At 58.8% G+C, this 23,166-nt stretch carries 27 protein-coding genes; 12 read left to right on the forward strand and 15 right to left on the reverse strand.

From position 1 onward, the window contains the following. The first annotated feature begins 4 nt into the window (after positions 1–4). The 3 genes from QUE89_RS12745 (at position 5) to QUE89_RS12755 (ending at position 2,540) form a co-directional block, all read left to right on the forward strand. Positions 5–337: a Na+/H+ antiporter subunit G gene (locus QUE89_RS12745; RefSeq protein ID WP_286220447.1), complete on the forward strand. Its 333-nt coding sequence runs from the start codon at positions 5–7 to the stop codon at positions 335–337. An 83-nt stretch (positions 338–420) separates the two neighbouring features. Next, positions 421–702, forward strand: coding sequence for a pyrimidine/purine nucleoside phosphorylase (ppnP, locus tag QUE89_RS12750; RefSeq protein WP_286220448.1), 282 nt, complete (start codon positions 421–423; stop codon positions 700–702). A gap of 194 nt (positions 703–896) precedes the next feature. Further along, complete coding sequence (locus QUE89_RS12755; protein ID WP_286220449.1) at positions 897–2,540, forward strand: fatty acid--CoA ligase; 1,644 nt, start codon at positions 897–899, stop codon at positions 2,538–2,540. Between the two features lie 61 nt (positions 2,541–2,601). Here the strand turns inward: QUE89_RS12755 and QUE89_RS12760 are convergent, their stop codons facing one another. The 4 genes from QUE89_RS12760 to QUE89_RS12775 all read right to left on the reverse strand — a co-directional run bounded on the left by QUE89_RS12760 (position 2,602) and on the right by QUE89_RS12775 (position 5,468). After that, positions 2,602–3,855 carry a D-amino acid dehydrogenase gene (locus QUE89_RS12760; RefSeq protein WP_286220450.1) on the reverse strand — a complete coding sequence of 418 codons (1,254 nt, stop codon included), beginning with the start codon at positions 3,853–3,855 and terminating at the stop codon, positions 2,602–2,604. A 27-nt stretch (positions 3,856–3,882) separates the two neighbouring features. Further along, positions 3,883–4,239, reverse strand: a complete 357-nt coding sequence (locus tag QUE89_RS12765) for a translation initiation factor Sui1 (protein WP_286220451.1) — start codon at positions 4,237–4,239, stop codon at positions 3,883–3,885. Between the two features lie 17 nt (positions 4,240–4,256). Next, on the reverse strand, positions 4,257–4,784 hold the full coding sequence (locus QUE89_RS12770) for a DUF4136 domain-containing protein (protein WP_286220452.1): 528 nt from the start codon (positions 4,782–4,784) through the stop codon (positions 4,257–4,259). A gap of 78 nt (positions 4,785–4,862) precedes the next feature. Next, positions 4,863–5,468: a YigZ family protein gene (locus QUE89_RS12775; RefSeq protein ID WP_286220453.1), complete on the reverse strand. Its 606-nt coding sequence runs from the start codon at positions 5,466–5,468 to the stop codon at positions 4,863–4,865. Positions 5,469–5,483: 15 nt separating this feature from the next. Here QUE89_RS12775 and QUE89_RS12780 point away from each other — a divergent pair, with 15 nt between their 5' ends. After that, positions 5,484–5,690, forward strand: a complete 207-nt coding sequence (locus tag QUE89_RS12780; RefSeq protein ID WP_286220454.1) for a hypothetical protein — start codon at positions 5,484–5,486, stop codon at positions 5,688–5,690. Here QUE89_RS12780 and QUE89_RS12785 read toward each other — a convergent pair. After that, positions 5,667–6,986, reverse strand: coding sequence for a sensor histidine kinase (locus QUE89_RS12785; protein WP_286220455.1), 1,320 nt, complete (start codon positions 6,984–6,986; stop codon positions 5,667–5,669). The genes QUE89_RS12780 and QUE89_RS12785 overlap by 24 nt on opposite strands. Beyond that, complete coding sequence (locus QUE89_RS12790; protein ID WP_286220456.1) at positions 6,983–7,669, reverse strand: response regulator transcription factor; 687 nt, start codon at positions 7,667–7,669, stop codon at positions 6,983–6,985. The genes QUE89_RS12785 and QUE89_RS12790 overlap by 4 nt, the downstream gene beginning before the upstream one ends. A gap of 179 nt (positions 7,670–7,848) precedes the next feature. Between QUE89_RS12790 and QUE89_RS12795 the strand changes: the two genes are divergently transcribed. The 3 genes from QUE89_RS12795 to QUE89_RS12805 all read left to right on the forward strand — a co-directional run bounded on the left by QUE89_RS12795 (position 7,849) and on the right by QUE89_RS12805 (position 10,176). Further along, positions 7,849–8,202 carry a hypothetical protein gene (locus QUE89_RS12795; protein ID WP_286220457.1) on the forward strand — a complete coding sequence of 118 codons (354 nt, stop codon included), beginning with the start codon at positions 7,849–7,851 and terminating at the stop codon, positions 8,200–8,202. Positions 8,203–8,289: 87 nt separating this feature from the next. Next, complete coding sequence (locus tag QUE89_RS12800; protein WP_286220458.1) at positions 8,290–9,456, forward strand: GNAT family N-acetyltransferase; 1,167 nt, start codon at positions 8,290–8,292, stop codon at positions 9,454–9,456. Positions 9,457–9,504: 48 nt separating this feature from the next. Further along, positions 9,505–10,176, forward strand: a complete 672-nt coding sequence (locus QUE89_RS12805; protein WP_286220459.1) for a hypothetical protein — start codon at positions 9,505–9,507, stop codon at positions 10,174–10,176. Here QUE89_RS12805 and QUE89_RS12810 read toward each other — a convergent pair. Next, positions 10,163–10,378 (reverse strand): dodecin, encoded by a 216-nt coding sequence (locus tag QUE89_RS12810; RefSeq protein ID WP_286220460.1) that lies wholly within the window; start codon positions 10,376–10,378, stop codon positions 10,163–10,165. The genes QUE89_RS12805 and QUE89_RS12810 overlap by 14 nt on opposite strands. A gap of 159 nt (positions 10,379–10,537) precedes the next feature. Here QUE89_RS12810 and QUE89_RS12815 point away from each other — a divergent pair, with 159 nt between their 5' ends. Continuing rightward, positions 10,538–11,317: a DUF3750 domain-containing protein gene (locus tag QUE89_RS12815; RefSeq protein ID WP_286220461.1), complete on the forward strand. Its 780-nt coding sequence runs from the start codon at positions 10,538–10,540 to the stop codon at positions 11,315–11,317. Positions 11,318–11,326: 9 nt separating this feature from the next. On the opposite strand, the gene QUE89_RS12820 is transcribed toward QUE89_RS12815, so the two are convergent. The 3 genes from QUE89_RS12820 to QUE89_RS12830 form a co-directional block, all read right to left on the reverse strand. After that, on the reverse strand, positions 11,327–11,638 hold the full coding sequence (locus tag QUE89_RS12820) for an AzlD family protein (RefSeq protein ID WP_286220462.1): 312 nt from the start codon (positions 11,636–11,638) through the stop codon (positions 11,327–11,329). Further along, the gene (locus tag QUE89_RS12825; RefSeq protein WP_286220463.1) at positions 11,635–12,369 is read right to left on the reverse strand and encodes an AzlC family ABC transporter permease; all 735 of its coding nucleotides are present in this window, start codon (positions 12,367–12,369) and stop codon (positions 11,635–11,637) included. The genes QUE89_RS12820 and QUE89_RS12825 overlap by 4 nt, the downstream gene beginning before the upstream one ends. Positions 12,370–12,454: 85 nt before the next feature. Continuing rightward, the gene (locus QUE89_RS12830; protein ID WP_286220465.1) at positions 12,455–12,997 is read right to left on the reverse strand and encodes a hypothetical protein; all 543 of its coding nucleotides are present in this window, start codon (positions 12,995–12,997) and stop codon (positions 12,455–12,457) included. A gap of 618 nt (positions 12,998–13,615) precedes the next feature. Here QUE89_RS12830 and QUE89_RS12835 point away from each other — a divergent pair. Further along, positions 13,616–14,716, forward strand: coding sequence for a Glu/Leu/Phe/Val family dehydrogenase (locus QUE89_RS12835; RefSeq protein WP_286220466.1), 1,101 nt, complete (start codon positions 13,616–13,618; stop codon positions 14,714–14,716). Between the two features lie 85 nt (positions 14,717–14,801). Further along, entirely contained in the window at positions 14,802–16,214 is a 1,413-nt protein-coding gene (locus QUE89_RS12840; protein WP_286220467.1) for a sodium-dependent transporter, read from the forward strand. A 102-nt stretch (positions 16,215–16,316) separates the two neighbouring features. Here the strand turns inward: QUE89_RS12840 and QUE89_RS12845 are convergent, their stop codons facing one another. The 4 genes from QUE89_RS12845 to QUE89_RS12860 all read right to left on the reverse strand — a co-directional run bounded on the left by QUE89_RS12845 (position 16,317) and on the right by QUE89_RS12860 (position 20,551). After that, positions 16,317–17,219: an NAD-dependent protein deacetylase gene (locus QUE89_RS12845; protein ID WP_286220468.1), complete on the reverse strand. Its 903-nt coding sequence runs from the start codon at positions 17,217–17,219 to the stop codon at positions 16,317–16,319. A gap of 16 nt (positions 17,220–17,235) precedes the next feature. Then, the gene (locus QUE89_RS12850) at positions 17,236–17,967 is read right to left on the reverse strand and encodes a polyamine aminopropyltransferase (RefSeq protein WP_286220469.1); all 732 of its coding nucleotides are present in this window, start codon (positions 17,965–17,967) and stop codon (positions 17,236–17,238) included. A 259-nt stretch (positions 17,968–18,226) separates the two neighbouring features. Beyond that, the gene (locus QUE89_RS12855) at positions 18,227–18,790 is read right to left on the reverse strand and encodes a DUF1415 domain-containing protein (RefSeq protein ID WP_286220470.1); all 564 of its coding nucleotides are present in this window, start codon (positions 18,788–18,790) and stop codon (positions 18,227–18,229) included. A 174-nt stretch (positions 18,791–18,964) separates the two neighbouring features. Further along, positions 18,965–20,551 carry an ABC-F family ATPase gene (locus tag QUE89_RS12860; RefSeq protein ID WP_286220471.1) on the reverse strand — a complete coding sequence of 529 codons (1,587 nt, stop codon included), beginning with the start codon at positions 20,549–20,551 and terminating at the stop codon, positions 18,965–18,967. Between the two features lie 194 nt (positions 20,552–20,745). Here QUE89_RS12860 and QUE89_RS12865 point away from each other — a divergent pair, with 194 nt between their 5' ends. Both QUE89_RS12865 and QUE89_RS12870 read left to right on the forward strand, forming a co-directional pair. Next, complete coding sequence (locus QUE89_RS12865; protein ID WP_041339657.1) at positions 20,746–21,024, forward strand: peptidylprolyl isomerase; 279 nt, start codon at positions 20,746–20,748, stop codon at positions 21,022–21,024. Between the two features lie 74 nt (positions 21,025–21,098). Then, positions 21,099–21,974 carry a VanZ family protein gene (locus QUE89_RS12870; RefSeq protein ID WP_286220472.1) on the forward strand — a complete coding sequence of 292 codons (876 nt, stop codon included), beginning with the start codon at positions 21,099–21,101 and terminating at the stop codon, positions 21,972–21,974. Here the strand turns inward: QUE89_RS12870 and QUE89_RS12875 are convergent. Continuing rightward, positions 21,961–23,145: a M24 family metallopeptidase gene (locus tag QUE89_RS12875; RefSeq protein WP_286220473.1), complete on the reverse strand. Its 1,185-nt coding sequence runs from the start codon at positions 23,143–23,145 to the stop codon at positions 21,961–21,963. The two genes, QUE89_RS12870 and QUE89_RS12875, sit on opposite strands and share 14 nt — an antisense overlap. Positions 23,146–23,166 lie beyond the last annotated feature (21 nt).

Genomic DNA, 23,166 nt, shown 5'->3' on the forward strand with positions numbered 1-23,166 from the left:
TGTCATGAGCCAGTTCGCTGAATACGCCATCTGCCTGCTGTTGCTGACCGGTGGTGCCTTTACCCTGATTGGAGCCATCGGCCTGGCCCAGCTCCCGGATTTCTACACCCGACTGCATGGCCCCACCAAGGCCACGACCGTAGGCGTGGGCGCCATCATGCTGAGTTCGGTGATTTATTTCAGCAGCCGTGACGGCAGCATTGGCATATCAGAAATTCTGGTTACCGTGTTCCTGTTCATGACCGCCCCAGTCAGCGCCAATATCCTGGCCAAGGCCGCCATGCACATCGACGTCCAAACGGTGGACAATACCGAAGGAAAGCACTGGGATCAGTAAGCGCCCCGCGTAAAAATTAGTCATTGGACTTGAAGAAATTTGACGTATAGTAGGCGCCCCAACTATTTATGAGGAGCCAGCATATGCTCAAAGTTAACGAATACTTCGATGGCAAAGCCAAGTCCATTGCCTTCCAGACGTCCACCCTGCCGGCCACGGTTGGCGTTATCAGCCCGGGTGAGTACGAATTTGGCACCAGCAAAAAGGAAACCATGACCGTGATCAGCGGTGCCCTGACGGTCCTGCTGCCTGGCGTAGACGAGTGGATGACCTACGGTTCGGGTGAAAGCTTCGATGTAGCCGGCCAGGCCAGCTTCAAGGCAAAAACCGACATCGATACTGCCTATCTCTGCACCTACGAATAAGTCGCTTCTTCGACGGCCAGCACCCGCTGTCAAAAGTAAGTAGCGTTATCGCCGAACGTACCCGCAGCCTGAGATAAAGGCCGGGTCCGTTCGGCTTTTTTCATCCCCGCCGGTTTTCGTTTGCGTCAATCTGTGTCAGATTTAGTCCTGCTTCTCTCGACAACATCAATAAATGAGAAAGAGGACACGGACAAATGGTTCAGACCCGAATATTGCCCCCGGCCGACAACGCCTACCAGTACCCCCTGCTGATCAAACAGCTGCTGCTGTCAGGCCCGCGCCTGCGACCGGAGCAGGAGATCTGTTACGGCAACCGCAGCAAGTACACCTACACCGACCTGGTTGAGCGCATTCACCGTCTGGCCAACGCGCTGACCGATGCTGGGGTAAAACCCGGAGATACCGTCGCGGTCATGGACTGGGATACCCCTCGCTATCTGGAATGCTTCTTTGCCATTCCGATGATTGGCGCCGTCCTGCACACCATTAACGTTCGCCTGTCACCGGACCAGATCGTGTACACCATGAACCACGCCGACGACGCCGTGGTACTGGTGCACGACGACTTCCTGCCGGTGATTGAGTCGGTCAAAGGCGACATTAAAACTGTTCGCAACTACATTCAGCTGACCGACGAAGCCTCCGCGAAATCAACCGAGCTGCCCAGCGCTGGCGAATACGAAGCCCTGCTGGCCAAAGCCGGAACCTCTTTCGACTTCCCGGACTTTGATGAAAACAGCATCGCCACCACCTTCTACACCACCGGCACCACCGGCAACCCGAAAGGTGTGTTCTTCAGCCATCGCCAGCTGGTTCTCCACACTCTTGCCATGACCGGCGCCCTCTCCGGCTACGACGAAATGCCGCTGCTGCGTTCCTCGTCGGTGTACATGCCGGTGACCCCGATGTTCCACGTACACGCGTGGGGCGTTCCCTATGCGGCCACCATGCTGGGCATCAAGCAGGTTTATCCTGGCCGCTATGAGCCAGAAATGCTGGTGGACCTGCTGAAGGAACACAAGGTCACCTTCTCGCACTGTGTACCGACCATCATGCAGATGATGATGGGCACCGAATCTATCAAAACAGCTGATCTCAGCAACTGGCACGTGTTGATCGGCGGCAGCGCCCTTACCAAGAGCCTGTGCGATGCCAGCGCCAAGCTCGGCATCCACATGTACACCGCCTACGGCATGTCTGAAACCTGCCCATTGCTGTGTGCGACGCACATGAAACCGGAGGATCTGGAACTGCCGCTGGAGCAGCAGACCGCCAAACGGATAAAGACCGGCATCGCCACTGCCCTGGTTGACATGGAGATCTTCGATCCAGAGGGCTATCCGGTTCCCCACGACGGCGAAGCAAAGGGCGAAGTGGTTGCCCGCGCACCCTGGCTGACCCAGAGCTACTTCAAGGAAAAAGAGAAAGGCGAAGAACTCTGGAAGGGCGGCTGGCTGCACACCGGTGACGTAGCCTCCATGGACCCGGACGGTACGTTGGTGATCAAAGATCGCATCAAGGACGTCATCAAAACCGGCGGCGAATGGCTGTCGTCTCTAGACCTGGAAAACCTGATCAGTCAGCATCCTTCGGTCGCCGCTACCGCCGTGGTTGGCGTGCCTGATGAGAAATGGGGCGAACGCCCCCATGCTCTTGTCACTCTGAAGCCGGGCGAAACGGCCACTCTGGAGGACATCCAGAGCCATCTCCGCCAGTTCGTCGACTCCGGCGAAATCAACAAATGGGCCATCCCGGCACAGATTGATTTTGTCGAGGACATCCCGAAGACCAGTGTTGGCAAGATCAACAAGAAGCTGATCCGGGATCAGTTAAGCTGAGCAACAGCTCCTGCAAAAAAGCCAGCTATCGTAGCTGGCTTTTTTGTGGCACTAGGGAAAATCAAAAACCGCTAAAGGAAAAATCCACCTCGGGTTTTCGGCCCGCCACTATGTCCGCCAGTGCCGCGGCGGAGCCGCAGGAATGGGTCCAGCCCAGGGTGCCGTGACCGGTGTTCAGGTACAGGTTGGCAAAATGGCTCTTGCCGATATAAGGCACGTTGGATGGCGTGGCGGGGCGTAACCCAGTCCAGAACTGGGCCTGATCCCAGTGCCCGGCCTCCGGCATGATCTCGGCGGTACGGCGCACGATGGCACGGCAGCGGGTGTAGTTCAGGTCCCGGGAATAGCCATTGAGTTCGGCCGTACCGGCCACCCGCATCCGATCTCCCAATCGTGAATAGACCAGTTTGTACTCGTCATCGGTCAAGCTTACCTTAAACGCAGCTTTCTCGTTTTTCACCGGCACCGTAATCGAATAACCCTTGGTCGGGTAGATATCCAGTGTTAAGCCGATCTTTCTGGCCATTGGCGCACTATAGCTGCCCAGGCTCAATACGTAGGCATCAGCCCGGAACGTGTTATGAACACCGTCTTTGAGGACCTGGACGCCGAGAATCCGGTCCCCGGCCCGCTCGAAATCCAGAACGTCGGTGCCGTAGAGGAACTCAACACCGGCCTCCGCACACTTCTTAGCCAGGTTCTGGGTGAACTTGCGCGCATCACCAGATTCATCCTCTGAGGTGTAGGTGGCCCCAGCGATCCGATCGCGGATTGGTTTCAGTGCCGGTTCAAGTTCAACGGCCCGCTCAGCATCAATAATCTGCCGGTCACAGCCCAGGTCCTGCATGATGCGGGTCGGCTTGAGGGCACCGTCAAACTCTTGCGGATTGGTGTAGAAGTGCAGGATTCCTTTGCTCAGGGCGTCGTACTCAATGCCGGCTTCCCGGCGCAGGGCCTGCAACTGGGCGCGGCTATAAGTGCCCAGATTGACCATCTGGCGAATGTTGAAAGCGGCCCGGGCCGACGTGCATTCCCGCAGGAAAGCCAGTGCCCAACGCCACTGGGCAAGGTCGAGTCTTGGCCGGAACAACAACGGCGCATCAGCGCGAAACAGCCACTTCAGTACCTTGAGGGGCGCCGACGGGTTGGCCCAGGGTTCGGCATGAGAGACTGACACCTGACCACCGTTGGCAAAACTGGTTTCAAGCCCGGCATTGCTCTGTCGGTCGATCACTGTCACCTGATGCCCCTGCCTCTGCAGGTACCAGGCTGTGGTCGTTCCTACGACACCCGCGCCCAAAACCGCTATGTGCATGCTCCCCTCCGGTAAGATTGTGTTTCATCAGCCACCGGACCGCTTCACAGTCCAGCCCTCCGCTTGCAAAAGCGGAACCAGAATGTCCCGCTGGTCGCCCTGAATTTCGACGACACCGTCTTTCACGGTACCGCCGGTGCCACACTTTGCCTTCAGCACCTTAGCAAACGCCTTTAGTGCTTTGTCATCCAGCGGGATGCCCGTCACCAGGGTTACGCCCTTGCCTTTCCTGCCCTTGGTTTCCCGGCTAACCCGGACAACGCCATCACCCTCAGGCCGTGCTGACTGGCCGCAGGTGCATTCCGAGACCGGGTTGCGGCAATCGGGACACATTCGGCCCTGTTCGGTGGAAAAGACCAGTCCACCTTCAGCTCGTTTCTTCATGTCGGATTCTTACTCCCTTAGCCAACGCCCGGTGGGTACTTGGAAAACATTTCCGACACGACCTCATCGATCAGCTCGCGCCGTGTCTCCGGGGACTGGCTTTCATTGAGGTAACGACGGCTGGCAGCGCGCCAGACGACTTCCTTGGTTTCGGTATCGATCAGTTCGACCACCAGCTTGCCCTCAGTAACTTCACGCACCGGTGGCGGTGCTGAAAGGCCCCAGCCAAAATTGCCCCGGCCGAAGCCAAACCCAAGGCCTACGCCAGTCTGCTCCAGTCGCTCTTCCTCAACGATCTGCCAGTTGGCCAGCAGGTCTGCTTCCGTTTTCGGCACCTTGCGCATGGCCTTGCGCTTCAATTCCCGCTCAACCGCCATCTGGATGCGGCTGCCATCAAGGGACACAAAGGCTTCACTACCCGCTTCCTGGGCAAAAGACCAGGTCGAGTAATTGCCAAACACTGCCGACGGGTTGTAATCCGTCACAACATTACCGGCGCAGCCCGACAGGACCAACGCCATCGCTGCAATCATCAGTAACCGCATAGTACTGCTCTCCATCTGTAATGGTGATTTACACTCAGTATACGCTTAGGACACGGACCTCGATGCCCTTAAGGTTCCTCACGTGTCGAAACCGTAATCCAGTTTCTGGGCGTCGCAGAAGGCCGTGAACTCATCCACGACCTGCTCTGGCAAGGACACCCGGGCTGAAACCACTGCGCCGTATTCAACCGACTCCAGCGTCGCACCGTGCAGCCCACACCAGTGCCGAACCGGCTGCTCGTCGGCAAACCCCATGGTGACTTCGGCAACTAACATGGGCTTTTGTACCACCCGCTCCACCGCCGACAGGACACTTTCGGCGGCGCCCGCATAGGCCCGCACCAGACCACCGGCGCCCAGTTTAATGCCTCCGAAGTAACGAATCACCATCACCAGAACATCTCCCATATCCTTGTGCTGGATGACATTGAGGATGGGTTTACCTGCCGTGCCGGAGGGTTCGCCGTCATCGTTCATGGCCGCCTCAGCGGCCGCGCCCGGACGACCAATCTGATAGGCCCAGCAGATATGGCGGGCATCCGGGTGGTCTTGCTGGGCCTGTTCCAGCCAGGCTTTGACCTCGTCACGGGAGCCGACCGGCGCTACCCGAGCAATAAACCGGCTTTTCTTCACTTCCGTTTCGCGCTCGAGGTATCCTGCAGGGACCGGATAATCTTTGTTCATTGAACGGTCAATCCTATGTCAAAAAAGTTCGAAGGCTCAGAAGACATCGAAGGCCCCAGCCCCGGCACGGTCGCGCCAGCCCAATTGCAAAAAGCCGGCTGCGGCATTCGGTTCGGCGACGACGAACTGCGCGAGGGTATTGATTTCTCCGGCGCTGCCACGCTCTTGGCGGACGACGCCCTGGGCACGTCGTCGGAATCAGGCCCGAGTGAAGACCGGTAACTCCACCGTCACCCGCAAGCCTCCGGCTTCGCCCCCGGCAGCTGCAATCCGACCATCGTGAGCGGTGACGATGTCCCGGGCGATTGCCAGTCCAAGGCCCCAGCCCTGACCACCCCGGGACTTGTCCGCGCGGAAGAAGGGCTCGAACAAATGCGGCAGGAGATCGACTTCAACCCCCGTGCCCTCGTCCTCGATAGTGATCCGCACCCAACCTTCGATCCCCCCGACATCCACCCGTACCCGGTGCTCCGGCGGGGTATGGTCCAGGGCATTCTGCAGGATGTTGTCGAACGCGCGATGCAATAGCCCGGCATCACCCAGCACCGACATGCCGGCAACCTCGTCGCTCGCCGCCAGCCGGCAATCCACACCCTGATGCTCAGCGTAGTCTGCCGCATCGCGCAGCACCTGATTCATCAACTTGACCGGCTGTACCGGCTCCCGTTCGATGTCGGCGCCCTGCTCCGCTACCCGGTAAAGGGTCAGAATCTGCGCCGTCATCGCCTCCAGCCGTTCGTTCTGGCGCAGGATACTGGCAATTAATTGTTCGTCGGCGCCGCCGTCGCTGGCCAGCTCAATGGCGATGCGCTGACGGGTCAATGGCGTACGCAGGTCGTGGGAGATATCCCGCAGCAGGTGTTTCTGTCGTTCCAGCAGGGTGCACAGTTGCTCGGTCATGGCGTTGAACGCCGTGGCAAGCTGGCCCACTTCGTCCCGGCGGCCAGCAATCTTCTCGCTAACACGCAGTCCGGTATTGCCCCCGGCGATGCGCTGGGCCGTGTTCTCCATGTGACCTAAAGGCCGGGAGACGTACCGCGCAATCAGCCAGCACGCCAGGGTAATCAGTACAAACGCCAGCCCCAGTTCAATGAACCGGAAGAACTTGGGATCCAGCCAGCCTTCGCCATGCATCCGCGGCCAGGCTACCAGCTGATAGCCCGCATCCAACTCAATGACCGCCGGTTTCTGGGGGTACCAGCCGGATTTCATCCGTTCCCGGACCTGCGACGGCAGGCGCTGCTCACCGCCGCCGTGCTCGATCAGCATCAGGTGCAATTCCAGCTGTTTACCCTGACCGCGCAGGAATCGCCAGGCTTCTCCCCGGCCCCGCTGCTCACGGATCTGGATCGCTTCCTGGGCCAGATCCCTTAAGCCGACCTGGCGCTCAATGGCCTGGCGTTCCCGATCCAGCAGCGTTCGGGTCGCCAGGTTGCTGACCACTACAGTGATCGCCATCGCCAGCCAGATGGCCAGGAAAATCCGCCAGAACAGTGGGAACATCATGGCTTTCTTCACACCGGCACCCGATAGCTGTAACCCAGCCCCCGAACAGTTTCGATGCGGGGCGGATCGTCATTGCCCAGCTTCCGTCGCAGATTGCTGATGTGCATATCCAGGGTTCGATCAAACGCCTCCAGACGTCGGCCTAGCGCCCACTGCATCAGGTCGGTCTTGCGTACCACACTGCCGGCATGGGCCAGTAGTACATTCAGAACTTCGTACTCGGTGGCGGTCAGATCCAGCGCGGTGTCCTGCTGGAAAATCCGACGCTGGTCCGGCTCTACCCGCAGGTCACCGTACTCCCGCGTCGCGCTCACGTCGGCCTTCTGATCCCAGGCGATCCGACGCAACAGGGCCTGCAGGCGGGCTACCAATTCCCGGGGATTACAGGGTTTGGGGATGTAGTCGTCGGCGCCAACTTCAAATCCGACAATGCGATCGGTTTCATCGCCCCGGGCGGTCAGCAGCGCAACCGGAATGTGGGTGCTGGCCCTCAACTCACGCAACACTTCCAGGCCACTGATGTCCGGCAGCATGATGTCGAGCACCACCACATCGCAATCCTGGCCCATGGCCAGGGCCAGACCGTCCCGGCCGTTGGCGGCCTCCCGCACGGTAAATCCCTGATTGGTCAGATAGCGGGCCAGCAGCTGCCGCAGTTCATCGTCGTCTTCTACCAGCAATACCCGATTTTGCATTCGTCATCTCCATTCCTACTGCCGAAAGTCTAACACGCATGGCCCAAGCGGCTGATTCCCGGCATTTTCCTTTACAGAACCTTTACAGCGCGCTGACGCTCGTTGACGGGGCACAGGGCTACGATGGCCACTCATCACAGCCATGGCCGCACAAGCGGCGAAACAACGAGGACAGCACTATGAAAAAACGTAACAGTTCCATCATCACCGCCGGCCTGCTCGCTTCCGCGCTTCTGGCCACAAGCCCGTTTGCCCTGGCCGACCACCACGGCGACCGCAAAGGCCATCATGGCAAGCGGGATATGGCCGAGATGTGCGAGGACTTTCGCGAGGGCAAGGGTCGCTTCGATCAGGACAAGCGTCACGAAAAAATGAAGGAACGTCGGGCCGACATGGCAGAACGCCTGCAACTGACCGATGAGCAGCTCGATATCTGGGAGGACATCCACGAGGAGCACCGGGAGAAGCACGAACAGCGTCGCGAAAAGATGAAGGAAAAATTCCAGGAGCGCTGCGACGCCCTTGAGAAGTAACAACACCGGACAGTGATCAAACCCCGGGTTCTGGCGTATGGTATCGGGAGACTCATAAGGAGCCACCCCGCTGGAGCTAAACTGGCCATGCCCGAACCCGGATTTCAGTCCCTCACTGTCGACACCTGCACCTCTATTGATGAGATTCCCCAGGCAGACTGGGATCGCCTGGCCGGCCAGGCCAATCCGTTCCTGCGGTATGAGTTTTTCAAGGCGCTGGAACAGTCCGGCTGCACCACCGCTGCAACCGGCTGGCAGCCCTGCCACCTGGTGTTTCGTGTTGATGGCCAGATCGCCGGGTTTGCCCCCGCCTATCTGAAAACCCACTCCATGGGCGAGTACGTGTTTGATTGGGCCTGGGCCGATGCTTATCAGCGCCATGGCCTGAACTACTACCCCAAGCTGTTGATCGCCATTCCATTCACCCCCTCCCAGGGTCCGCGCCTGCTGCTCGATCCCTTGCTTCGAAACCGACTTGGGGAGGGCAGACTTCGGGATCTGCTGGACACGCTGATCACCCACCTCGACGCCCATTCCTGGCACCTGTTGTTTCCTGATGCTGCAGACCAGGCTTTGCTAGGCCATGCCGGTGGACTGCACCGCATTGGCTGTCAGTTCCATTGGCACAACCGGGAGTACGGCAACTTTGGGGATTTCCTGGGGCAACTTACATCCCGCAAGCGCAAATCCATTCGCAGGGAACGCCGGCAGGTCGCAGAACAGGGCATCAGCTTTCGCCGCTTTCATGGCCGCGACATTCCTGACCACGTGCTGGCCGCCTTTCACGTGTTCTACCAGGCCACCTACCTCAAGCGCGGCCAGCGTCCGTACCTGAACCCGTCGTTCTTCAAGCATGTGCGTGCGAACCTGTCCGAGCATCTGTTCCTGGTTATCGCGGTGCGCGACGGGGAGATGATCGCCGGCGCCTTGTTCCTGCGGGGAGAGGACACCCTGTATGGGCGTTACTGGGGCTGCCTGGACGAATACAACCACCTGCATTTCGAAACCTGCTACTACCAGGGCATAGAGCTCGCGATCGAACTGGGCCTGCAATGCTTTGATGCCGGCGCACAAGGTGAGCACAAACTGGTTCGGGGCTTCGAACCGGTACTCACCCACTCCTGGCACGGTGTCCGCCACCCGGGCTTCCGGGACGCCATCGCGGCGTTCGTGCAGGACGAGGCGGAACAGGTTGAAGGCTACTTCCAGGAGTCCCTGACTCTGCTGCCTTTTCGTCACGAAGACAACGATTAGCTTCTATACTGAACATTCAAAGCACGTTTGTGTATAGGAATACGCGCCATGGACTCTGAGTCACTGCTGAGTATCACCAATGGCGGCCAACTAGCTGTTCTGTTGGCCGGTGCGGCGCTTTTGCTGGGGTTGCTGGCACTCTGGCTGGGCGCAGGTGCCAAACGCTCCGCCAGCCGGGACATTGACAACCTGCGTCAGAAGATCGGCAGTATGGGTCGGGAGGTGGACGAGATCCGGGTCAGCCAGTTCAACGCGCCAGAACGGGAAGCCTCAGCATTACAGGGTGTTGAGGCCAGCATCGCGAAATATCGCGCCGAAAAGAGCGCCTACGATCAGATCTGGCCGCAACTCTGGTTCCTGCACGACCGGCTAGGGATGTTCCTGCGCGCTGTCGAGAATGGAGAGTCGGCAGGTGACCTCAGGCTGGAGGCCAGGAATGCTGCCCTGGACGCCCGTACCATGCTCAATCGCAATCGGCCCTACTGCAGCGAGGCGGTGGATGAGTTGATTACCCGACTCATCGATACCCAAATCAAGGTTCATCTGACTGCCTGCCAGCACCTGGACCTGCTGAAAGAGACCGCCGGTTCACCGTCGGATCACGAACGCCGGGTATTGCGGGACAAATGTCACACCCTCTATGAGGGCGAGGCCCGGGACCTGATGAATCGCCTGACCGTGGCCATCCGGGCCCGGGTGATCAACGTCAGCTATCCTTGATGCGGAAGCCCACTTTCATCACCACCTGATAATGGCCAACCTTGCCATCCTCGATGTGGCCCCGGGTTTCCATCACTTCAAACCACTCCATATTGCGAATGCTCTTGCTGCATTCCTCGAGACCATTCTCAATCGCGTTTTCGATGCTCTTGCGCGAGGAACCGATGATTTCCACCTTCTTGTACACATGATGGTCGGACATGGCACCACTCCTTAGCCTTCGCTTTTTGACGTGTATATTCAGCCTAGAAGACAACCCCATCGCCGGCAAACAGCGCCGGTGTCATGCAATCTGGCGAAGGCATTGGCGCGTATCGGATATCAGTGCCAACATAATTAATACCCCACCCCGGACACCGATATGAAGCGAACGCTGAAATACTCCGCCTGGTTCCTCGGCGCCCTGCTCATGTTGCTGACAGGCCCGTTGCTCCTGGCCACAAACAGCAGCCTGCAGGGTGCCGAAAGCTGGCGAACCGCAACCCGCGCCAGCGCCGGGATCGCGCCGCGCCCGGAACAGCATCCGGAAGCGGTGGTTCAGATTTACGGAGCCCGCGCCTGGAGCTGGCGTGGTTACTTTGCCGTGCACACCTGGATTGCCACCAAGGAGGCGGGCGCCGAGCAGTATCGGGTTCATGAAGTCACTGGTTGGCGTCGCTACGTGGTCAGCTCCCGCCTGAGCGAACCCGATCGCCATTGGTACGGCGCCAGGCCCGAACTGTACGCCGACATTCGCGGCGCGGAAGCACAAGCGTTAATCCCGACCATCTATCAGGCCGTGGACGCCTATCCCTATGTCACTGAATACGAAGCCTGGCCCGGACCCAACAGCAACACCTTTACCGCCTGGGTAATTCGGGAAGTACCGGGACTGGATGTGGCACTGCCGAGCAACGCCATCGGCAAGGATTATCTGGGCAATCGCATAGTAGCGGAGGTGCCGGGCGGCACCGGCTACCAGCTTTCAATGGGAGGATATCTTGGGATCCTCGCGGGGGTGCGAGAGGGTTTGGAGCTGAACATTCTGGGCCTGTCTCTGGGTGTGAACCCCATGGCCCTGGGTATCAAGCTGCCCGGCATCGGCGAGCTGGCATTGCGCAATCCCAACCCGATGTCAGAGGCTGCCTCAGCAGGCCAGTAGCGCACTCGTCTAGAACAGGTAGCGCACCAGGCCTGCGGCGGCAATACCGGCACCAATGGCCGGCAGCGGCTTCCTCAGCGCCAGCATAGTCACAGCTGTTACCGAAAGCGCTGCAACCGCACCGGCATCGCCGGAGAACGCCATAGGCACGACGATGGCAATCAACACCGAACTGGCCATGGTGTTGATGAAGCTCTCGATGCGCGGACTAATCCGGACAAACGACATGGCGAACACGCCGCCAAACCGGGTAATCAGAGTAACCAACGCCATGATGGCAATCAGGGCGAGAACACCCGTAGTGGTGGTTTCGATGGTCATGCCGGCCCCTCTTCCTGTTCCGCATGCTGCGGCTGATCCAGCCAGAAGTAGCCGATCAGACCACCGGCCAATGCGCCGGCGACCACGTGGGTATGCGGCGGAAGCCACTTCCACGCAGCCAGTGACGCCAGGGCGGCCACGCCCCAGGCTACCAGAACTCTGGGGGATTTCTTGCCACCCAGCGCCATCGCCAGCAGGAAACAACCCAGCACCATATCCAGCCCGAGGCTCTTGGGGTTCTGCAGCACACCACCGAAGTACACGCCCAGCCAGGTACCTACGAGCCATGCCAGCCAGAGCACCAGCCCGCCCCCGAGGATGACTTCCAGGTTACGTCGGCCGTTCTGGTATTCCTGGGCAGATACCGCCCAATTGGCGTCGGTCAGGAACAACAGCAGGCCGTAGCGCTTCAATGGCGCCACGTCTTTGAGCATCGGGTACAGGGACGCACCCATCAACAGATGCCGGGAATTGATCGCAAACACTACTGCAATCAGCGGCAGCACCGAGACCTCGGTGCCCCACATATCGGTGGCCGCGAACTGGGAAGCACCAGCGAATACCGTGGTGCTCATCAACATCGCTTCCAGTGGGAGCAGGCCTTGCTGGGTAGCCGCCAAACCAAAGGCAGCACCAAACGCCACCACGAACAGGGAGATGGGAAAGAGCCGGAAAAATTCCTGACGGACTTTGTGCGGCTGGATCTGGTATGCGTAGGAAGCGACGGACATCAGAGGAAGCTAAGTTAGTTTCCTCTGACCGCGTATAGGTAAATACCGAACCCCCCCCTTAATCGAGGCTCAATTCACGACCGGCTCAATGCATGATATGCACTCGCCCATCCGCTGCCGCAAAGGGATTGTTGATACTGCTGCCTTCGCCGCCAAGGGCCGCTTCGGGATGCAATCGGTGCATGAGCATTTCAACACGCGCAGCATCCGCCTTAGGCACATCCACCATGATCAGGTACTTGCCGGCTTCGATGTCCTTGTGAAACCGCCGAATCCGGTAGTTTTCCGTGCCAATTCCGCCGAAGCCTCCAAGCCAGCCACCCGCCAGCACTGCAAACACACCCATGGCCACAAACGCCGACGTTGGCCAGGCCAGGTCGCCCCAGAGTGCCAGGGGCAGAATGAAGAACAGTGCAAACAGACCGCCGATGATCAGCCCCCGTTCCACAAACCTTGGCAGATCAGTGCGATCCAGCACACTGGCGCTATGAACATGGTGCGAATACAGACCGGCTTCGTCCTTACTGACCACATGAAACCGCCAGTTGGAGACGCCGTCGCGGTGCAGGTCGTCGGAGATGCTTTCCACATTGTCGATAGCATCGACGATATAAAACAATCGTTTCATGATTCCCTCCTTCGCTCAATCAGAGCGGGCAACCACAATCCTTATTATACCGCAGCCACCCTAGGTGACGGTGATGACTCTCAAAACGATTCGCGCTAATGGCCGCTGAGATATACCCCTTTTTTATAAAAATTGCTGGGGTCACAAGTGCTTGCCGTGATTTCGAAGCGACCGGGAAAATTGATTAGCTTTTGCAAGTTGACGTTCACGTAAAAAGAAATTAGTTTGTTTTCTGTCCGGCCCCAAAAGGGCACTTTCAAACGGTACTTTCCCGCGCGAATCGGACAACTGAAATCGCAACGCCGGCCAAAAGCCGGTCGACAACAACAAGACTGCCGCCATTGCCGCGATCCGGTGAGGTGGAGGGGATTTCAACATGCCACATTCAGTACGCCACCCAGGCAGACTGCGTTACGCGCACGTATGCCCCTCTGCATCAAACAGACGTTCTCACCTGACATCGATCGGCATTCCGGCATCCGGGCTTGCGCCATCCTGAGCACAGGCACCTGGAGTCAGCACCACCAACGAATCGCGAGTGCCGCGGTCTAACAACAAAACACCGGCTGTTCAGGCCCCACAAGGGTAGTTCCAGCCAAGAAAGATAGGTGAAACGCCATGAACGTATTCAGCCACCCCGAATTCGACAACCACGAACATCTGTCCTTTTTCTGCGACCCGGAAACCGGACTGAAGGCCATCGTTGCGATCCACAACACTTCTCGCGGACCCGCGCTTGGCGGCTGCCGGATGTATCCCTATGCCACCGACGAAGAAGCGCTGCGTGATGTGCTGCGTCTGTCCAAGGGTATGACCTACAAATCGGCCCTGGCCAATCTGGACCTTGGTGGTGGCAAGTCCGTGATCATTGGTGACCCACGCAAGCAGAAATCCGAAGCCCTGCTCGAAGCCATGGGTAAACACCTGGAGAGTCTGGGTGGCCAATACATCGCGGCGGAAGATTCCGGCACCAGCGTACCCGACCTGAAGATCATGGGCCGCCACACCCAAAACGTCGCCGGCGTTGCCGAGCGTATGGGTTTTGATGGCAAGCCCAGCAACGGTGACCCCTCACCGGCAACGGCCTGGGGCACTTTCGTCGGTCTAAAGGCGGCGGTTAAGCATCAGCTGGATCGGGACGACCTGACAGGCCTGAAGGTTGCGATCCAGGGTATCGGCAATGTCGGCTTTCGCCTGGCCAAGCACTTGAAAGAGGCCGGCGCGCAATTGTGGGTCTACGACATTTTTGCCGAGAACATGCAGCGCGCCGTGGATGAGCTGGGCGCAACACCAGCGTCCGCTGAAGACATCCTGTACCTGCCCGTGGATGTGGTCGCACCCTGTGCCATGGGCGCGGTGCTGAATGACACTAGCATTCCGAAACTGAAAGCCCGGATCGTGGCCGGCGCCGCCAACAATCTGCTTGAGCACGCGGACCACGATCAGGCCCTGAAAGACCGCGGAATCCTGTACGCACCGGATTTCGCTATCAATGCCGGCGGCATCATCGACGTGTTCTACGAGCGTACCGGGGCCTCTCCCGACACCGTGCGCGAACACGTCAATGGCATCGGCGACACGCTCAAGGAAATCTTTACCCGTTCTGACCGGAGCGGCCTGCCAACCGGCACCATTGCCAATGAGCTGGCGGAAGAACGGTTTCGCAAACACGTTGCCAAAGTGGACTCCCTGACCGAGCGCCTGGCGCGGGTCGGATAACCCCTGGCATCGATTTCTTTGGGGCCGGAGTTCGCTTTGGCCCCTGCTTTCCCAAACAAAAACAAGTACCAAGCAGGAGACAGTTATGTCTGTATCAGATTCAGGTAGTGCCGCCCACTCGGAGGCACTGGAAGGCTCCAACGCCAAGCGGGGGCTCTGGTCCTCCCGACTGGCGTTCATCCTGGCGGCAACCGGCTCGGCCGTCGGCCTGGGCAACATCTGGAAGTTCCCCTACATCACCGGTGAAAACGGCGGCGGCGCCTTTGTCCTGGTGTATCTGTTGTGTATTGCGGCAGTGGGTCTGCCAATCATGATGGCGGAAGTGCTGATCGGCCGCCGCGGTGGCCACAGCCCCGTTAACAGTCTGCGCATGATTGCCGAGCGCGACCGGCTCAAGCCGGCGTGGCGCATGGTCGGCGCGGTCGGTGTACTGGCCGGCTTCCTGATCCTGTCGTTCTATTCCGTGATTGGCGGCTGGGCTGTGTCTTATGTGGGTACCGCCGCCAGCGGCCAACTGGTAGGCCAGTCGGCTGAAGCCATTGGCGCTATCTTCTCCAACCTGCTGGGCGACCCGCTGACCCTGCTGATGTGGCACACCCTGTTCATGGCACTGGTTATGTTCGTTGTCGCCAAGGGCGTTCGCGCTGGCCTTGAGCGTGCCGTCAGCATTCTGATGCCTGGCCTGTTCGTGCTGCTGCTGATTGCCGTGGGCTACGCCATGACCAGCGGCGAATTTGGTCGCGCCGTGAGCTTCCTGTTCCAGCCGGACTTCTCCAAGCTTTCAACCTCCGGCATTCTGGTCGCCCTGGGCCACGCCTTCTTCACTCTCAGTCTGGGTATGGCGGTCATGATGGCCTACGGCTCCTACCTGCCGAAGAACGTATCCATCGCCAAGACCTCTATTGCTGTTTCGGTGATCGACACCGGTGTTGCGCTGCTGGCCGGCCTGGCCATTTTCCCGATCGTGTTCGCCAACGGCCTTGAGCCTGGCGCCGGCCCTGGCCTGATCTTCCAGACTCTGCCGCTGGCCTTTGGCCAGATGCCCATGGGCAGCCTGTTCGGCACCCTGTTCTTTGTGCTGCTGATCTTCGCGGCCTGGACGTCTGGGATCTCCCTGCTGGAGCCCATTGTCGAGTGGCTGGAAGAGCGTAAAGGCATGAACCGTACCGCGAGCACCCTGGGCGCCGGTGTGGTGTGCTGGGCCCTTGGTATTGCCTCCATCCTGTCCCTGAACCTGTGGTCGGATTTTGCACCGCTGGGCGCCATTGCGATGTTCGAAGGCAAGACCATCTTCGACTTGCTGGACTTCTTTACCGCCAACATCCTGCTGCCATTGGGCGGCCTGCTGGTTGCTGTGTTTGCCGGCTGGGTGATGTCCCGCGAAGCGGTGGAAAAAGAGCTGGCGTTGTCCGGCCCGATGTTCCGGTTGTGGTATTTCACCATCCGCTACTTCACCCCCGTGGCAGTAGCAGCCGTGTTCATCTACAACCTGATGTAAGCGCAACAGGTGGCAGTCGGTTCCTGGACCCGCCGGCCTGCGGCCTAATGCAAAGAGCCCACCAATTGGTGGGCTCTTTTTTTGCCAGGATTCACAACCGATTCAAAGGCTATAAATAGCCGATTCCAGCGTCTCGCCAATCCGCGCATTCAGTTTCAGATCCACCAAGTCCTCGGCCCGGGTACGCCCAAGGTTCAGCGTGGCAATGGGCTTGTTCCACTCCTTGGCGTAGCGGCAGAAACGAAACCCGGAATACACCATCAGCGACGAGCCAATCACCAGCAGGCCATCGCTGGCCTTGAGCACATCCAGCGCCGAATACACCCGGTCCTTGGGCACGTAATCCCCAAAAAACACCACGTCTGGCTTCAGGATGCCATCACACTTGGGGCAACCCGCTGGGCGGAAATCCGAGAAATCCACTTCCAGATCCGCGTCGCCATCCGGCGCCGTCTCCGCCTTGTAATGTTGAAAACCCGGATTTAGATCGGCACAGCGATCGTGCACCTCGTCCCGCAGGCAGCGGTAATCGCAGCTCATGCAGATAACTTCATCGGCCCGGCCATGCAGGTCAGTCACGGCCCGGGTGCCTGCTTTCTGGTGCAGCCGATCAACGTTCTGGGTGACCACCAGACTGCTGTGATTAAGCAGCTCCAGGTCGGAGATATGGTGATGGGATGGGTTCGGCGCGGCATTTCGCATCACCGGCCAGCCAATCAGGCTTCGGCCCCAGTAGCGCTGCCGGGTTTCGTAACTGTCCATGAAGGCCTGATGCTGCACCGGTTGCTTGCGCTTCCAGGCGCCCTCGCCGTCCCGGTAATCGGGAATGCCGGAATCGGTACTGACGCCTGCGCCGGTCAGGATCAGCAACCGGGGATGACGGCGAATAAAGTCCGCCAGCAGGCCACCGGCATGCTCCGGCTCGTGCAGAATTGGCGCATCGTCAGTTTCCGGCAGGCGCTGGCTGGAACTGAAGGGTCGGGTTCGGTGGGTCGTCACAGGCATACAGACTCCGGAAAGTTCAGCCCGGTTTGCGGGCTACGTATACGGTGTTAAACGATTCCCTGTTCTGAAACGGATTAAAAAAGCGCACGTAATGGCAGGCAACGTCGGTAAACACGTCCCGCAGCACGGCCATGAATTCCTCGTCTTCCCCTTCGTTCGACCACATGGCAAAGATGCCTCGCGGTTTCAGCTGCTGTGCCATCTTGCCGATATTCTCGGTGGTGTAGAAGCTGGCATTGGAATCGTGCAGCAGGGCCCTGGGCGAATGGTCGATATCCAGCAGGATGGCATCAAAGGTTCTGCCCGGTGATGCGGGATCAAATCCACCCTCACTGGGCTCAGCAACCGCCAGATCAAAAAAGCTGCCATGGACATAACGGCTGCGGCCGTCGGTATTGATGTCCGCTCCGAGCGGCACCAATTCCTGCTGGTGCCAGCCAATGACCGGCTCCAGGTATTCCACAATCAGCAACTCGCCAACCCGCTCATGCTTGAGTGCTGCCACGGCGGTGTAGCCAAGCCCCAGCCCGCCAACGACAACACTGAGGTTGTCGCCTTCGGTTTCGTTCAAGCCAAGGTCTGACAGGGCAATCTCAGCGTCCACGAACATGCTGGACATCAGGAATTCTTCTCCGAGCTTTACCTCGAAGATATCGCGGTCGCCAATGGCCGGAATCTTCCGGCGCCTAAGGGTGATCTCGCCGATTTCCGACGGTTGACTGTCAATTTGCTCGAAAAGAAGTCCCACTCGTTGCCTCTTGGTCTTGCGGGTTAGCTGGCTTCGGCCTTTTAACGTCTAGTCCGTGCTTTCGCAGGTGAAGCCCCCTTTCCAAAACCCGCTCCTTCGGCACCCCTATGGGGTCCTGCCCGCAATCACAGATTGCGGTCGTTCGGCTGTCGCATGAAGCTTCGCTTCATTAACGCTCTGCCTCACCCATGTGACGCTTGAGCTACGCCATCCATGGCTTCGCACAGTTTTGGAAAGGAGGCTCCACCTGCTCTTCGTTCTACTCCCCGGGAGTCTTAGCGCTCTTGATGCAATTTAAGAGAGCTTCGCGCATTGTTTCAACGCCCAGTTCTTCAGTCAGCTTGATGTTTCGACCGGGAATTCCGTCCACGTCCGGATGGCTTTCAATCGCGGCTTCCAGGCTCGCTTCACGCAACAGGTGAAGCATCGGGTATGGAGAACGATTGGTGTAGTTCTCCGCCGACTCCGGGTCGGTACCCGCAAACTGGTAGTCCGGGTGAAAGCTCGCAATCTGATATACGCCTTCCATATCCAGATAGGCCAGCAAACCATCGGCCGCATCAAGAAACTCATTGTAGGCTTCGAAGTCCTGCAATACACCCGGATGGATCAAAACCGTGGTTTCAACCTCGGGCTCTTCGTCCAGGTGCTGAAGCTCTGAATGCAACGCTTGCAGCAAGCTATCTTCGTCGGCGGCGTCAGAGACCACGAACCGTACGCGATCCCGAATCAGCTCCTTCTTTGCAAATGGACAGAGGTTGTAGCCGACGACCACGTTCTCGACCCACTTGCGGGTTGCGCTTATAACTTCTGTCTCAGACATGCGAATCTCTTTTAGGTGTTTGAAGGCCACACAAAAGTTTGATCGGGCAGCCGGGGAACGCTGCCCAAAACTGTGCGAAGCCATGGATGGCGAAGCTCAAGCGCCACATGGACGTGCCGAAGGAGCGGGTTTTGGGCAGCGTTTCCCGGATGCCCAGCCCCCAGACTCAAAGAATCAAACGTAACCCTGACTCTTAAGATAATCATCATAAGAACCACTGAAATCAGTAACCCCATCGGCACTCAATTCGATAATGCGCGTTGCCAAAGAAGAAACAAACTCCCGATCATGACTGACAAAGATCAGCGTACCCGGATAATTCTCCAGCGCCAGGTTCAACGCCTCGATGGATTCCATGTCCAGGTGGTTGGTGGGCTCGTCCATCAGCATCACGTTGGGCTTTTGCAGGATTAACTTGCCGAACAGCATCCGGCCCTGCTCACCACCAGAGATCACTTTAACCGACTTGCCAATGTCATCACCGGAGAACAGCATCCGCCCTAACGTTCCTCGAACCAGCTGTTCGCCGCCGGTGGTCCACTGGGCCATCCAGTCGCTGAGGGTGTCATCTGAAGCGAAGTCGGCCGTGTGGTCCTGGGCGTAGTAACCAACCTCGGCACTGTCGGTCCATTTTACCTCGCCGGCGTCGGGCTCATAAGCGCCTGCCATGCACTGCAGCAGCGTGGTTTTACCGATGCCGTTCGGGCCGATGATGGCCACGCGTTCGCCGGCTTCCACCTGCAGGTCCAGCTTGTTGAACAGGGTTTCGCCATCGAAGCCCTTGCTCAGCTTATGCAGGGTCACAGCCTGACGGTGCAGTTTCTTGCCCTGCTCAAAGCGGATGAACGGGCTCACCCGGCTTGAAGGCTTCACCTCTTCGAGCTGAATCTTGTCAATCTGACGGGCGCGGGAGGTGGCCTGCTTGGCCTTGGAGGCGTTGGCCGAGAAGCGGCTCACGAATTGCTGCAGTTCGGCAATCTGGGCCTTCTTCTTGGCGTTGTCCGCCTGCATGCGCTCGCGGGCCTGGGTGGCGGCGGTCATGTATTCGTCGTAGTTGCCCGGGAACAGGCGCAGCTCGCCATAATCCAGATCCGCCATGTGGGTGCACACACTGTTCAGGAAGTGGCGGTCGTGGGAAATGATGATCATGGTGCTGTTACGTGCCACCAGGATGTTTTCCAACCAGCGGATGGTATTGATATCCAGGTGGTTAGTGGGCTCGTCCAGCAGCAGTACGTCCGGATCGGAGAACAGCGCCTGGGCCAGCAGCACCCGCAGCTTCCAGCCGGGAGCCAGGGCGCTCATGGGGCCTTCGTGTTCTTCCAGGGGAATTTCCAGGCCCAGCAGCAGCTCGCCAGCACGGGCTTCGGCGGTGTAGCCGTCCATCTCGGCGAACTGTACTTCCAGGTCCGCCACGGCCATGCCGTCCTCTTCGCTCATCTCGGCCTGGGAATAAATCCGGTCGCGCTCTTTCTTCACGTTCCAGAGCTCTTCGTGGCCCATGATCACGGTGTCCATCACCGTCCACTCTTCATAGGCGAACTGGTCCTGGCGCAGCTTACCCAAGCGGACGTTGGGCTCCAGCATAACCTGGCCGGCACTGGGCTCAAGGTCACCGCCAAGAATCTTCATCAGGGTCGACTTACCGCAACCGTTGGCGCCGATCAGGCCGTAGCGATTACCGTTGTTGAATTTAGCCGAGACGTTTTCGAACAGGGGCTTGGCCCCGAATTGCATGGTGATATTGGCGGTGGAAATCAATCAGAAACCTATAGACGTGAGGCCGGTACAGCCCAGAGTGGCTGGCGCCGGCAAAAGAAAGCCGGCATTGTACAGGTTTGCAGGATCAATCGTGAGACCGCAGAAACACGGATAAAAAGCCCTTGCCTCAAACGTTGGGTACGGGCAGCATTCCGGTTCTGACGTTTTCAATAACCCACGTAAGGAGTTAAACCATGGCACAGGCAACTGCACGCCACATTCTGGTAGACAGCGAAGCGAAGTGTGAAGAACTGAAGAAAGCCATCGAAGGTGGCCAGGATTTCGCCGAAGTCGCCAAGCAGCATTCATCCTGCCCGTCTGGCCGCAATGGCGGCGACCTGGGATCATTCGGCCCGGGCCAGATGGTGCCTGAGTTCGACAAGGCAGTCTTCAACAGCGAACTGCACACCGTGCTTGGCCCGATCAAGACCCAGTTCGGCTATCACCTGCTGGAAGTTACCAGCCGCAGCTAATGGCTTCAGGCAGTATCCCAGCCAACACGCCCAAGGGGCAGCGACTTCGTTCGCTGGCCCTTGTGGGTGTTGTCTTGATCACCCCTCTCCTGTTTATCGGCAGACCCGACTGGCTCCCCGGTGGCTTCAACTTCGCGGCCTGGAATCTGGGTCATGTTCTGTTGTTTGCCCTGCTGACCCTCGCCGTGAATCCCCGGCGCTGGTTCAGAGGCTGGCGTCTGTGGCTGGCTTCGACGGCCGCCGTGCTGGTGTTTGGTATTGCGGTTGAAACCGTGCAAGCAGGTATGGGCCGCGATTTCGACTTGCGGGATCTTCTGCGCAACCTGATCGGCCTCTGGTTCGTTCTGGCCTGGCAGCCAGTGCTAACCTTCCGGGTGCGCAACCGTGCAATCACCGCTGTCCTGGCTCTATCGAGCTCCCTGCTGCTGCTTTACGAACTGAGCACCACCGGCGTGCAAGCGGCCCGTTACTTCAAGCTTGAGCACCAACTGCCTCAGGTTTACGACTTTGACCACAGTAATCCGTCGCTCTACTGGCGCGGGTCGGTTGAACCCTCTCCCCGGCATAACGATACACACGACCAGAGTCTGAAAATCGAACTGGGCACAGAACGCTACTCCGGTGCCTCTCTGTACCGGGTGCCATCCGACTGGCGGGACTTCGACACCCTGACTCTGCGCCTGCACAACCCGGCGCCCGAGCCTCTCACCCTGATCCTGCGAATAAATGACATCCAGCACGAACGGGGAAGCAATGCCCTCAGTGACCGATACAACACCCGGCTAACCCTGACAACGGGGGCTTCAAGCCACACCATCGCACTTGAGGATATTGAGCAGGCACCGGCTACCAGAACCATGAATCTGCGCCAGGTGCGCCGCCTGACCCTATTTGCAAACGGACTGTCGGAGCCGCGGACGGTTTTCCTGCAGGAACTTAGACTGGAATAAGCGACCACGGATTGGCGGTCAGGGTTTCGGCGCCGTGTTCCGTTACCAGAACGGTTTCACTGCAGCCAATCCCCCACTGACCCGGCACCCTGAGGCAGATCGGCAAGTGGAACACCATGCCCGGCATGAACTCGGTATTGCCACCGCGGGCAATGAAGCCCGAGCCCTCCACCCAAGACGGCGGAAACTGGGCCCCGACTGTGTAGCCGAACACCCCAGAGAAAAAGACCTTCCTGGCCAGAGGAGCCAACGCCCTTTCAGCCTCTTGCGCTGCGAAATCAAAGGTTGCACCTGGTTTGATCGCCTCCAGCAAGGCGTCCACCACCCGCCGGCAGCCATCGAATACCCGGCGCATTTCTGCAGAAGGCTCTCCGGCGACCACCGTTTGCATCATCGGCGCAGTGTAGCGATGCCAGGCCGCACCAAACTCAAGAAATACCGGCTCGCCCGGCTCCACCCGTACCCGATTGTGATTGGTGTGAATCACACTGCTGCGCCGGCCGGTGGTGACAATCGGCTGCATGCTCATGAATTCGCTGCCACCTTCAAGCAGTGCCCTGGCGCCAACCGCGGCAATGTCGTTGTCGGTAACCCCTGGGCGCACGCTTGCCACCGCGGCCTGAAGCCCGGCCGTGGTGATCCTGGCGCTTTCGCGCAGGAACTCGATCTCGGCCCCGGACTTGACGATCCGGACCTTCTTCACCAAGCCGCCAGCATCCACAAAGCGCACACCTGAGAGCCTTTCCTTCAGGCCTTCCAACACCCCCTGTCGCAGTGAGCCATGCCAGGCATCGATGCCCACGGTGTCAGCCGAATCGTTTAGAGCATCAATCAAGGGTAACAACACCTCACCAATACCTTCCCAGCGATAGCCGGACACGTTTGGCACCCGGGTCGTCACCATCGCCGGTCCCATTTCGATGGAGGGAACCTGTAGTAGCAGAGACGAGCCAGTAACCACCAGGGCAACATGAACCGACACCTCGAAGGTGCTGTAGCCGGTTAGATAGAAGATGTCGGAACAGTCGGTCAGTAACAGCGCATCGATATCGTCATCAGCCATGCGCTGACGGACGCACATGAGGCGTTGTTCGTACTCCGCGGGTGCAAACGGGCACTCAGTCCCCCTCGACTGAACCGACAACGCTTTCTGATAAGCATTGAAATCCATGGGAGTAACTCCCTGTTCGCA

It is taken from the genome of Marinobacter sp. LA51, from assembly GCF_030297175.1.
GTDB classification, from domain to species: Bacteria; Pseudomonadota; Gammaproteobacteria; order Pseudomonadales; family Oleiphilaceae; genus Marinobacter; species Marinobacter apostichopi.